Raw genomic sequence first — 12149 nt, 5'->3', positions numbered from 1 at the left:
TTTAAAACAGTACCGGTTATTGATTTATCTATTGGTTAGAAAAAGCGTTTTGTATGTACAATCCTTGTGCGTTCAATTGTTGAATGGCTTGTTCCATAGCTGAGAACTGGGCATAATATTGTGCTTCTTTTCTTTGAAGCCTGTCTAATAGGTTGGTCATTTCATTTGCTAGTCGTCTCATCTCGTTACCTATGGTGCCGTTCGTTCCGGCAATTTGATCTATATAGCCATTGAACTTAGTTACTTCATACAAATAATTCTGAACAGATTGAGCGTAACCATATTCTTTATTAGTTGTATCGTTTGTTGCAAACAACTTCCAAACATCTTCAGCATTAGTATTCAAAGCCTCTCTAAGTTTATCTTCATCGACGCTCAATAGTCCTTTCATTGTATTCTCATAACCAGCCCCTAAATCTCCTGAGGTTATGCCAATATCAAAAAGCGCATTATATTGAGAACCAGACTGTTCTATATCTACAGGTGAGTAAACCATATTTCTTAAATTATAAAATATTTTCTCTAAGTTATTATCCCCTTTTAGCATCCCTTTCATATAATCTTCTTCTGTCATCTCTTCAGTAGGCTTATCGGTAACTCGGTCTTCATGTAATAAATCATAAACATAATTAATCGTTTCGTTGTACTTATCGACAAATTCCTTTATCTTTTCAACACTCTTGTCTATATCTTGTTCAATAGAAATTTTCACATAACTACTAGAGGTTGATTTTAAATCGATCGTTGTACCGAAAACGTTCAAAGTGTTTTCTGTTAGGCCGTCATAAGTGGTGATAGTCATGCTCCCATCAAAAGACAATTCAACCTGTCCCAAACTCCCTAAGGTCCTAACAGTATTATCGCTGTCTGCTGCAGGTGTTCCATTTAAATTAAGTTTTGTAATTAAGGTTTCACCGTTAGAGCCCGAAGTGGCAGATAAGTTAATATCAACATTTCCATTTTCTTTGTTGAGAATAAAAAATTTACCGTTTGCATCATCAAATTTTGCTTCTACTCCCAAGGTTGAATTGTTTATTTTGTCTATGAGGTTTTGAATTGTTTCACTGTCTGAAACGGTTATAGTATCAGAATCACTTCCTTTTGTTATGGTAAAAGTTGAATCCCCTGTTGTACCTATAACTGTTCCTATCGTAGAACTTTTTTTAATCGTTGAGTCTATGTTCTCCCCTAAAAGAACGGTAGGTGAAGCCAAAGAATTAACTTTCAGGTAAAAAGTTGAGTTATCAGCATCTGCAGGAGCAGTAGCGGTTAATACACTTTCGTCAGAAGATATGGCACTTTTTGGGATCAAAGTACTTTTCAATTTGAAAGTGATCAGATAATCATAAAAATCCTCCAACTTGTTGTCAACTTGCATCCACAGATTTTGTTTGTAGGTAAGAGTATTAAATTTTTCTTGAGCTCTATTTAAAGGTTGTTGTTCTACTTCCATTAATTTTTGGACCATTGCTTGTGTATCCATTCCTGAAACGGCGCCAGTTAATTGAAAAGTACCAACATAAGGGTTACTATCCATCGCCTTCACTTCCTTTGTATTATTTCTCACCTATTCATTATCGACTTATCTTAAGAAAACTTTAACGAATAATTTGGTCATACTATTGATTCATTTTATTAATTCTTTATGGAAGTTTGTGTATCCTAAAGGAAATACCATAAAAATTATGAAAAGAATAACTTCTTTATATAATTTTAAAGCCCCTTAACAGCAAATCTATGCTATAATAATTAAGAACAGAAAAAAACATATAATAAACGGAGGTAAAAGATGACCGTTCTAAGTGGAATGAGAGCTACTGGTAAATTACACATAGGAAACTTTGTTACCTTAGAAAATTGGGTAGAGATTCAAAATAAATCAGACAAAAATTTTTTCTTCGTCGCTGATTGGCATGCCTTGACCTCTCATTATGATACACCCGAGATAATACAGCCTTCTACTTTTGACATAATAAGGCATTATGTGGCGGTAGGTTTGGATCCTAAAAAAAGTGTTTTATTTGTTCAATCCGCCATAAAAGAACACGCGGAACTTTATTTAATTTTTAGTATGATAGCATCTGTTTCACGATTAGAAAGAATACCAACCTATAAAGAACAAATAAGCAACATATCAACTAGAGATTTAACTAACTTAGGTTTTTTGGGATACCCTGTTTTACAAGCTGCAGATATTTTAATATATAAAGGAGATAGTGTGCCGGTTGGGGAAGATCAAATATACCATTTGGAATTCACTCGAGAAATCGCAAGAAAGTTTAATATGAAGTACAAAGAAATATTTCCTGAACCACAACCGATCATTTCCAAAGTGCCAAAACTACCAGGCACAGATGGAAGAAAAATGTCTAAAAGCTATGGTAACGTTATAAACATAGAAACTAATGAGAAAGAGTTGAAAGAGAAAATTCTACCCATGATGACCGATCCGGCTAGGATAAGAAGAACAGATCCTGGAAATCCTGAAAAATGCCCAGTATGGGATTACCATAAGGCATTCACCAAATCCCAAGAAGAAAAAGATTGGGTATGGAATGGTTGCACCACAGCCGGGATCGGGTGTGTTGACTGTAAAAAGTTGTTGATCAAAAACATGAAAGAAAGACTTGAACCAGTTTGGGACAAATTATCTTCTACTTCTGAAGAAGATGCAATAGAAATAGCCCAAGATGGGAACGAAAAGGCAAGAAAGGTTGCCAAACAAACTATGCAAGAGGTTAGAGAGGCTTTACATTTAAGGTGGTAAGGAGGAACTCATAATTAACTTTAACTATGTTGATATAAAATTAGACATATTTTCTGGACCTTTTTTTAAACTCGTTGAATTAATAAAAGAAAAAAAGATTCCTGTTAGGAAAATCTCTGTGAGTTACATCTCAGATATATTCGTTGATTACGTCAACGATAACTTCAATGATTTAAACTCCATAGGAGAATTTTTAGAATTAGCGTCTTATTTGACATTTTTGAAGTCCAAAGAATTACTTCCCAATTCTAATAACGACAAAGAATTTAGAAAACATAGAGAGGTCATATACGAAACCATTGAAAATTACGATGTTATCAAAAAAGCTCAAGAGGTTATTAAAAAAGATTTTGGTGAAGATAAGAAAAAACCTGTTGGAGTTAAGAATAAGGTATCAATAGAAAAAGAGATCGTTGAAAATCAGCTGGTAAAGTTCTTCGATGATTACATCACAAAGCAAAAAAAGCTCGAGATTATCAGGGAAAGTTATCGTATAGAAGATGCAATAGGAATGCTCGAAAAAAAAGACGAGTTTAATATTCTAGATCTTTTCGAATATGCCCAACATAAAAAGATGAATTTTTTGGTAATGTTTTTAGCTTCCCTAATTTTGGTAAATCGTGGTTTTTTCAAATATGAAAAAGGTCTCTTCATTAAACTTAGCTCGCAAAATCTCGGAAGTGATTTGAATGGCTAAAGAGAAAATAGATGTAGAAATTCGAATGATAGAAGCATTAATATTCTCAAAGCCCAGCGGTATATCTTTCAAAGAGATCTCCAAACGTTTAAAGATAAAAGAAGAAGAATTGAAGCATTACTTAGAAGAAATAGAACTGCATTATATTGGTGACCAACATGGTGTCGAATTGATAAGAAATGGCAACAAATACCGATTTGAAATAAAGCCAGAAATAAAATCTATGATCTTTCCAAATCCTCGAAAATTTGAGTTAACACAAACTCAATTCGAAGTATTAGCGATACTATTTATGAATGGAGATAGCAGGGTTGTTGAAATGGAAAAAATTAGAGGTAAAAATAGTTACTATCAACTAAAGAAATTAATGGAATACGATCTAGTTAAAAAAAGTAAAAAGAAAAACCATACATACTACCATCTTACCGAAAAATTTTACGAATTCTTACCAGATAAAACGTTGAAAAAGTTGGAGGAAATGAAAAAGAATGAAGCTACAAAAGGCTCTTCAAATAATATCTCTGAGTAGAAGACATTCCTCAGAGTACATATTAACTAAAGGCGTGAAAGTCAACGGTAAATTGGTTAAAGAACCCTGGTATGAATTACAAGAAAATGATTTAATAGAATTTGACAATAAAAAATATTATCTTTCCGATTTACAAAAGAAAGCTGAAAGCAAAGTTTATTACCTTTTGAACAAACCCAAAGGAGTCTTGTGTACTTTCAAAGACCAATACGGCAGAAAGACAATAAATGATTTGCTGAAAGGAAAGATTGAAGAAAGAGTTTTTTACGTTGGTAGGCTTGACTACGATTCAAGCGGCATTTTGCTTCTGACAAACGATGGTGAGTTAGCCAATTATTTGTTAAGACCTGAAAATAAAGTCACAAAAGTTTATGAAGTATTAGTAAAAGGTACGCCTTCAAAAAAGGAATTGCAGACTTTAGAAGAAGGTATCACACTTGAAACCGGATATAAAACGTTGAAATCCAAGGTGAAAATTTTGAAAAAAGAAAAAGATCTATCCCTTTTACAAATCAGTTTAAACGAAGGTAAAAAAAGGCAGATAAAACTCATGATAAAGGCTTTAGGTTATAAAGTTATAGAATTGAAAAGAATCAAATTTGGACCATGGAGTATAGAAGAAGTCCCTAAGCCTGGAGATATAAAATCCTTAGGAGATGTGGAAGAGGTAAGAAATAGACTTTTATCGAACTTTTCATAGGCAAATAAGTGGGGGGAATAAAACAATGAGGACGCAAACGCGTCCTCATTGGATGGGCCGAAATATCAATCATGATGTTTCGGGGGGATGGGTATTTTTATTATAGCTAATTATTATTAAGGCTCGTATTCGAAAAAATTAAATTATTTTGCATTTTCTTTTTATTTGGAAAGAAAGTATTATCAAATTAATTTAGGAAGTTAAAAAAAATAATCTAATTTTAGATAAATATGGTATAATCTGATGTTTTAAATAAATTAGAGATTTTTAGGTTTTCAAAAAAACACGGGTACTTTCTGGTTAGTTGTAAGACGAAAGACTGCTAAAACAAGTTTCAAAGTTTCTAAAGGTAGTAAAAAAAATAAATTTGGGGGTGAGAAAAATGAAAAGGTTTTATTATGTATTTTTGTTGTTAGTTGTAAGTATATTTCTGTTTACGTCCTGTGCACTTGAAGAGATTGAGTTAAAAATGGATCCAACTATTCAAGCACCTATTGCAACAGAAAGTATTACAATGTCCGATTTAGTGGATACTGAAGATATTGTAAGTAGTTTAAGTGAAAGTTTTGGTTCCGATGCCACCGTCACACAAAAGTCTGATAATCCCTTGACTTATGGGGTAGATTTGAAAATATTCGACAGTCAAGATATTTTGGATGAGATCCCCGGTAGCCCGATTAATTTTGGTGGGGTTTCAGGGGGGCCCTACGATTTAGTTACATCAGATGCTTCTTTAATGTTAGTATCTCTTGACGGCACAACTTTTGGATCTTTGGGAGAAATTAGTCTTACAAGTCTTCCGGCAACTCTTGTAGTAACAGGAATTAGCGATCCATCCGATGTAACAATAGAAGCAATTTTGACTACAACTAGTGATTCAACTTCTATTTCTTCTGGAGAAGGATTTGACTTGGGACCTTTGTTTAATGAATATTCTAAGATATATTTAGAAGAGATGACCATCACATTCGCTAAAGCACTTTCTTCTGATGCTTCTCCAACTATAAAATTGTTAGTAGATATTCCTTTTGAATTCACAATAACTGAAGACGTAGAGTTGTATACCAATAAAGATGAAGTACCCCAAGAGGATATCTTTGGCAGATCTGGTGAAGATCCTGATGTTTTGAGCGATATACTCGATGATATGGAATCATTAGTACTTCACATGGAATACGACAACACGACAGGATTGCCCTTAAAGATGGAAGTTCAAGGATGGGATGTTGAAAACGATGGACCTACTGCCTCAGGAGCAGAAATAGAGGAAATATCTGTCGGTGAAGATAAAACTGTTGAATTTAATTTGACAGGCCTTATCGAAGATATGAAAGATACGGTTCCTTTCAATTTGGTGTTCACAGTAATATTACCACAATCAGAGACAGGAACTTTGAATATGGATGGTAGGTTAGATCTTAGCCTCTGGTTGGATCTTGGTACAGACATAACAATACCGATTCCTATAAGGGCACAATAAAGGAGGGGATGACTATGAAAAAATTGTTTATAATATTGCTAATAGTTTCTTCGATTTCTTTGATCATTTTTTCAGAAGGATTGAGATCTTTTGATAGTAGTTTGAATCCGCTTTTGTTAGAATCAATAGGTAAAAGAAATTATTTTGAAATTGAGCTCTCTCCAGATATAATGGTCTATCAAAACGCTTACAAAGTAGCAGACCTTTTACCCATATTGACCGCTACAAAGTTTACCGTTGATTTCGACGATATATATGCCTCCTTAGGAGCGGATGATTTATTCTTTATAACCAATGATAATGTTGAAGGTCACTTAGTAGTAAATATCTTTGATTTGGGTGTTGGGGTTGTACTCAATGGTGATTTAAAAAGCGATTTAACGGTACCAAACGATTTGATAGATCTTATCGCCAATGGTAATGAAATAGATACAACCAACGAAGGTACGATGTTGTTAAATTTGGATACATCTTTTAAAGCAGGGGCGTACGCGTCTTATAATTTCGATGGTATGTCTGTTGGGTTGGTTTACAACTTATTTTTGCCCATAGTCTATACCGAGGAATCAGATATTGGATACGAGCTTTCTACAGATACAGAGGAAGGAACAATAACGGCCCAGTTGAACATGAACGTTGATTTGTACTCTCCTTTTGACAGTGATGAGCTTGACAGTATAACGTTTAACACCATAACAGATAAATTTTTAACCGATGCAGGACATTCCATAGATGCAGGTGTAACCTTTGGAGAGATTAAAAATCCTGTTGTGGGGATCGCTGTAAAGAACATAACGGTTATACCGGCAAAGGTTTCTTACAAGATCTCTTATCAAGAAACGATTAGTCTTTTTGGTGAAGATTCCAGTAGTTCATCACCTATTGAGGTTGAATCTGTAAATGAAACATATGCTTATCCAATGAGTGTTACTGGATTTTTTAGGATACCGGTAGTTTTACTTGATGTCATTCCATATGGTGAGTTCTATGTGGATACTCAAGAGATCGACTGGGGTGTACAAGCTAAAACTTCTCTTTTCAATTTTATCCCGTTGACAGTTGGTATTGAAAATTATCATGATTATTGGAGTACATTCTTAGGTTTTGGAATAGATAGCAGAATTATTGAAAGTAGAACGGAGTTATCCCTTACTGCAAAGGATCTTGAAAAAATTTTTGATTTGAACGGCTTCACATTCAAATCAAGTTTTGCCATAGGGTTTTAAAAACAAAGGTTTAGACAATCATAAAAAAGGGCGCTTGGCGCCCTTTTTTTTGAAAGTATTTTGCTGAATGTAGTATAATAGAAAAGAATCAATAAAGTTGAATTTTGTAATGAATTAAGCAAAAGGACTATAAATATAAATCTTTCAGGTTGTTAAAGGTATTAAATATCTAGTAGCTGTGAGGAGCAATATGAGTAGGCATATCTATAGGCTAAGGGGAATGAATTTGGATAAACTTATAGAACTTGCACAAATAGGAGACAACCAAGCCCTAGGCATAATTCTTGAAAAGTTTGAACCTATGGTGAAATCGATTGTTGGGAAATATTATGGAACATGGCTGGAATTCGAAGACTTTTTACAAATAGGTTTGGTGGGTTTAATTCAAGCGGTATATAATTTCAGAAAAGATGCAAACGCTAAATTTTCAAGCTTTGCCTATATGAATATCTCTTCGGAGATCAAGTCTTTTGTCACCTACTTGAACAGAAATAAACATAAAGTATTAACAGAAGCTGTAAGTATGGAAAACACAGACGACGAATTTACAGAAAACGCCGATTATTATATAGAAAGCGTTGATACTGAAAAGAAGGATTTTCTCAAGGAATATTTTTTATCAAAGAGTCTTGAACAACTCGAATGCAACGAAAGGGAAATTGTTGAATTATGGATAGATGGATACTCATATCAAGAAATCGGGGATAAAATGGAAATAAATACAAAAAAAGTCGATAACACCATCCAGAAGATAAAAAAAATTTTCGCAAGAAATATAGAAGAATACAATAATATAGCGGAGATTTTCGGAGGTAAATATGAAATTTAAGATAACTATCTTTGTGGTAAGTTTAGTAGCAATAGTTTTATCCATTGTCACAGAGATTAGAGTGATAGAACTTAGGAGGGATCTGCAAAGTCAATTCAATCGATTAAATTCAACAGTCAATGAAAAATTGGAGACTCAAGAAAAAGAGATCACTAATCTCAATAGATATTTTGAACCAGATGGTGTGGTTGAAAAATTCATAGTTTCAAACAACTTTTTAGAAAAAAATCTAAACGATCTGGACAAAATTATCACTAATTTAGATGAACCATCAGATGCCGGTTACATTCAGATATATATTATAGGTTCTTCCGATGTGTGGGTGGCGTTTAGAAACCCAGAAGGTAGATACATCTTTCAAGGAAATTTAAAGCCAGGATTGAATCCCTACAAATTTTACTTTTTTAAAGAGCCTTCCATCGAAACTCAATATACCTATACACTTCCTTTTAACGCTTCGTTTAGGAGTGGAGTACCTGAAAATACCTTTTTTCTAATAAAAGAACCTGGTCAATACAGACTTATCAAACATCCCGATAAAGAAATTTCAAACATAATGGAAGATTTAAACCTCTATATTCCAACGGTTACAGGAAAATAGTCAATTGTGGTATAATTAACAAAAGAGAAATCATAGATAGCATTGGAGGAATGACTATAGATGGAAAAAACTTACAACCCACAAGAGATAGAGAGAAAATGGCAAAGAAACTGGCAAGAAAAAGATGCTTTTAAAGTGTCGAATGAAGAGTACCAAAAAAAATATTATGATTTGGTAATGTTTCCTTACCCTTCCGGAACCCTCCATGTTGGTCATGTAAAAAACTATGTTATTGGCGACGTTATAGCTAGGTACAAAAGGATGAGAGGGTACAGTGTCATGCATCCATTTGGTTTTGATGCGTTTGGGTTGCCTGCAGAAAATGCTGCGATAGAAAAGGGGAACATTCATCCTGAAGATTGGACTATGCAAAACATCAATATCATCAGAAATCAAATTAAAAAGTTAGGTATTAGCTATAATTGGGAAAGAGAAGTTATAACGTGTAAGGAAGATTATTACAAATGGACACAATGGATTTTTTTACAATTGTATAAAAATGGATTGGCTTACAAGAAAAAAGCACCTGTTAATTGGTGTCCAAACTGTAAAACGGTTCTCGCTAATGAACAAGTTGTGAACGGAAGATGTGAAAGATGCGGAACGGTTGTGGAAATTAAACAGTTAGAACAATGGTATTTCAAAATAACTGACTACGCTGAGAAGCTGCTAAATGATTTGGAAAAATTGAGTGGATGGCCTGAGAATGTCAAAATAATGCAGAAAAATTGGATAGGTAAAAGTATGGGAGCCGAAGTAGAATTTATGCTTGATAACGGTGAAGACACCCTCAAGCGCCCCGAAGGGGGTTCAAGGAAAGAAAGCTTGAGAGTTTTTACAACCAGGCCTGATACCTTGTGGGGAGTTACTTTTATGGCGTTAGCTCCTGAATCACCTCTTGTAGAGGAGTTAACAACTCCAGAAAATAGTGAGAAAGTAAATCAATTTTTGCAAAGAGTAAGTTTGCAAGATAGGTTTAAAAGAACCGCTGAGGGAGCTGAAAAGGAAGGTGTTTTCACCGGAAGTTACGCAATAAATCCTGTGAATGGAGAAAAGATTCCTATTTACGTAGCGAATTATATTTTGTATGAATATGGTACCGGAGCGATTATGGCTGTTCCCGCACATGATCAAAGAGACTTTGAATTCGCGAAAAAATACGATCTTCCAATAAGAATTGTTATTATGCCGGAAGGTGACGAGTTGACTGAAGAAAATCTAGAAAAAGCCTACATTGGTGAAGGGGTTTTGGTAAATTCTGGAGAATTTACAGGGTTAGATAATCAAACAGCAATTAGGGAAGTCTCTCAATGGTTAGAAGACAAAAAGATCGGAAAAGTTGTCACTCAGTACAAATTGAGAGATTGGCTTATATCAAGGCAAAGGTACTGGGGAGCTCCTATTCCCGTTGTATATTGTGAAAAATGTGGGGTAGTTCCTGTGCCTGAAAAGGATTTGCCCGTAAAACTTCCTAGAGATGTCGCGTTTGAGCCAACCGGCAAAAGTCCTTTGATCGATCATCCCGATTTTAAAGAAACAACATGTCCAAAATGTGGTGGAAAAGCCAAAAGAGAAGTTGATACAATGGATACCTTTGTGGATAGCTCCTGGTATTATTTGAGATATGTGAATCCAAAGCTAGAAGACAAACCTTTCAATAAAGAAGATGTAGATAATTGGTTACCTGTAGATCAGTATATAGGTGGAGTGGAACATGCAATATTACACTTACTTTATTCAAGGTTCATTACCAAAGTTCTGAAAGATCTTGGCTATGTTAGTTTTGATGAACCATTCAAAAATCTTTTTACTCAGGGTATGATATACAGGAACGGGGCTAAGATGTCTAAATCAAAAGGTAACGTTGTGTCTCCTGAAGAAATGATAGAAAAATATGGCACTGATGCCTTGAGAACTTACATTCTTTTTATGGCTCCTCCCGAAAGGGATGCAGAATGGAATGATTCAGGCATAGAAGGGACATATAGATTCTTGAATAAGGTTTGGAATACGTACATGAAAATACAGGACAAGATAATTCATCTTGAAAATAAGCCAAATTATCCTTTGAAAAATAAATCTGAAAAGGATTTAAGAAGAAAGTTGCATCAAACTATTGAGAAAATCACGAGCGATATAGAAGGCAATTTTCAATTTAACACTGCTGTAAGTTCCCTTATGGAACTTTTGAATGAATTAAACTCATATCTAAATAACACGGACGATAAAGATTGGAACCTCAACTTACTAAAAGAATTTTCTGAAGATTTTGTATTGATGTTATCTCCTATTGCCCCTCATATAAGCGAAGAATTATGGAAGAATTTTGGAAAAGATGAGTTCATATTTAAAGCAAGTTGGCCTGAGATCGATAAAAATGCGTTAAAGGCCGAAGAAATTACGCTAGCCGTACAAATAAATGGGAAATTGAGAGCTCAGATAACGGTTGATGTTAGTTTAAACGAAGATGAAGTAAAAAGTTATGCCTTAGAAGATGACAAAGTTCAAAAATATATCTCTGGTAAAAAGATACAAAAGATCATTTATGTTCCAAAAAAGATTATAAACATAGTTGTCAAATAAGAAATATCAAATAGGAGGTGAAAAAAGTTTTTCACCACATTATATGAGCGAGTTATTAATACGTTGGTGAGAACTTTTTCGTAAATATGAAATCACCAAAAGTGCCTAAACCTACAATAAAAAGATTAGCCATGTACAACAGATTTTTAAGGGAGTTACGCGAGGAAGGGATACCGAAGACCTCTTCTCATGAGATTGCAGAGGCTCTCAACATAAAGGCTTCTCAAGTTAGAAAAGATCTGTCTTATTTCGGTGAGTTTGGAAAGAGGGGCGTAGGCTACGATGTAGAAAATCTGTGTTTAAAGATTCATAAGATTTTAGGAACAGAAAGAGTTTGGAATGTTGCAATTATCGGAGTAGGAAACCTGGGCAGAGCTATTTCTCATTATCCAGAATTAGAAAAATACAAGTTTAAAATAGTTGCGGCGTACGATGTTGACAAAAGGAAAATCAATTCTATTTTGTTACCTGGTATTCCAATAAAACATATCAAAGAACTAAAAAATAAAAACGATGAGCTTGATTTTGAAATTGCAATATTAACTGTTCCGTCAAATGTGGCTCAAGAGGTTGCAAATATATTAATAGAAGCCGGTGTAAAAGGTATATTGAATTTTGCCCCAGTAACTTTGAACTCTGATGATCGTGTGGTTATTGAGAATGTAGATTTTGTTATTTCTCTTAAAACGTTAACGTACGAAATAGTCAGTAAATACGACTAAAATCTGATATTTGGA

The 12149-nt window shown here is 34.2% G+C and carries 11 protein-coding genes; 10 read left to right on the top strand and 1 reads right to left on the bottom strand.

What is annotated here, in order from left to right; all coding sequences use genetic code 11:
- Positions 1–28 precede the first annotated feature (28 nt).
- Positions 29–1537, bottom strand: coding sequence for a flagellar filament capping protein FliD (fliD, locus tag X926_RS09940; protein ID WP_103065997.1), 1509 nt, complete (start codon positions 1535–1537; stop codon positions 29–31).
- Positions 1538–1789: 252 nt separating this feature from the next.
- Here fliD and trpS point away from each other — a divergent pair, with 252 nt between their 5' ends.
- The 10 genes from trpS (at position 1790) to X926_RS09890 (ending at position 12134) form a co-directional block, all read left to right on the top strand.
- Complete coding sequence (gene trpS / locus X926_RS09935; protein WP_103065996.1) at positions 1790–2767, top strand: tryptophan--tRNA ligase; 978 nt, start codon at positions 1790–1792, stop codon at positions 2765–2767.
- A 10-nt stretch (positions 2768–2777) separates the two neighbouring features.
- Positions 2778–3464, top strand: coding sequence for a segregation/condensation protein A (locus tag X926_RS09930; protein WP_123821377.1), 687 nt, complete (start codon positions 2778–2780; stop codon positions 3462–3464).
- Positions 3457–3993: an SMC-Scp complex subunit ScpB gene (locus X926_RS09925; protein WP_103065994.1), complete on the top strand. Its 537-nt coding sequence runs from the start codon at positions 3457–3459 to the stop codon at positions 3991–3993. The genes X926_RS09930 and X926_RS09925 overlap by 8 nt, the downstream gene beginning before the upstream one ends.
- The gene (locus X926_RS09920; RefSeq protein ID WP_199171215.1) at positions 3953–4693 is read left to right on the top strand and encodes a pseudouridine synthase; all 741 of its coding nucleotides are present in this window, start codon (positions 3953–3955) and stop codon (positions 4691–4693) included. The genes X926_RS09925 and X926_RS09920 overlap by 41 nt, the downstream gene beginning before the upstream one ends.
- A 382-nt stretch (positions 4694–5075) precedes the next feature.
- A complete protein-coding gene (locus X926_RS09915) occupies positions 5076–6173 on the top strand; it encodes a hypothetical protein (protein WP_103065993.1) in 1098 nt (365 codons plus the stop codon).
- A gap of 14 nt (positions 6174–6187) precedes the next feature.
- Entirely contained in the window at positions 6188–7399 is a 1212-nt protein-coding gene (locus tag X926_RS09910) for a hypothetical protein (RefSeq protein ID WP_103065992.1), read from the top strand.
- Between the two features lie 220 nt (positions 7400–7619).
- Complete coding sequence (locus X926_RS09905) at positions 7620–8228, top strand: sigma-70 family RNA polymerase sigma factor (protein WP_233186734.1); 609 nt, start codon at positions 7620–7622, stop codon at positions 8226–8228.
- Complete coding sequence (locus X926_RS09900) at positions 8218–8829, top strand: hypothetical protein (RefSeq protein WP_012208194.1); 612 nt, start codon at positions 8218–8220, stop codon at positions 8827–8829. The genes X926_RS09905 and X926_RS09900 overlap by 11 nt, the downstream gene beginning before the upstream one ends.
- 60 nt (positions 8830–8889) lie before the next feature.
- Positions 8890–11412 carry a leucine--tRNA ligase gene (leuS, locus tag X926_RS09895; protein WP_103065990.1) on the top strand — a complete coding sequence of 841 codons (2523 nt, stop codon included), beginning with the start codon at positions 8890–8892 and terminating at the stop codon, positions 11410–11412.
- A gap of 86 nt (positions 11413–11498) precedes the next feature.
- On the top strand, positions 11499–12134 hold the full coding sequence (locus X926_RS09890) for a redox-sensing transcriptional repressor Rex (protein WP_012208192.1): 636 nt from the start codon (positions 11499–11501) through the stop codon (positions 12132–12134).
- Positions 12135–12149: the final 15 nt, after the last annotated feature.

Origin of the sequence: Petrotoga sp. HWHPT.55.6.3 (assembly GCF_002895495.1) — a bacterium.
GTDB classification, from domain to species: domain Bacteria; phylum Thermotogota; class Thermotogae; order Petrotogales; family Petrotogaceae; genus Petrotoga; species Petrotoga mobilis.
The sequence above is the reverse complement of the archived record's forward strand: the minus strand, read 5'-3'. Positions and strand labels throughout refer to the sequence as shown.

Excerpts from the sequence above, each read along its gene's own strand:
- fliD (WP_103065997.1), bottom strand. The coding sequence starts at position 1,537 with ATGGATAGTAACCCTTATGTTGGTACTTTTCAATTAACTGGCGCCGTT.
- trpS (WP_103065996.1), top strand. The coding sequence starts at position 1,790 with ATGACCGTTCTAAGTGGAATGAGAGCTACTGGTAAATTACACATAGGA.
- X926_RS09925 (WP_103065994.1), top strand. The coding sequence starts at position 3,457 with ATGGCTAAAGAGAAAATAGATGTAGAAATTCGAATGATAGAAGCATTA.
- X926_RS09920 (WP_199171215.1), top strand. The coding sequence starts at position 3,953 with ATGAAGCTACAAAAGGCTCTTCAAATAATATCTCTGAGTAGAAGACAT.
- X926_RS09915 (WP_103065993.1), top strand. The coding sequence starts at position 5,076 with ATGAAAAGGTTTTATTATGTATTTTTGTTGTTAGTTGTAAGTATATTT.
- X926_RS09910 (WP_103065992.1), top strand. The coding sequence starts at position 6,188 with ATGAAAAAATTGTTTATAATATTGCTAATAGTTTCTTCGATTTCTTTG.
- X926_RS09905 (WP_233186734.1), top strand. The coding sequence starts at position 7,620 with ATGAATTTGGATAAACTTATAGAACTTGCACAAATAGGAGACAACCAA.
- X926_RS09900 (WP_012208194.1), top strand. The coding sequence starts at position 8,218 with ATGAAATTTAAGATAACTATCTTTGTGGTAAGTTTAGTAGCAATAGTT.
- leuS (WP_103065990.1), top strand. The coding sequence starts at position 8,890 with ATGGAAAAAACTTACAACCCACAAGAGATAGAGAGAAAATGGCAAAGA.
- X926_RS09890 (WP_012208192.1), top strand. The coding sequence starts at position 11,499 with ATGAAATCACCAAAAGTGCCTAAACCTACAATAAAAAGATTAGCCATG.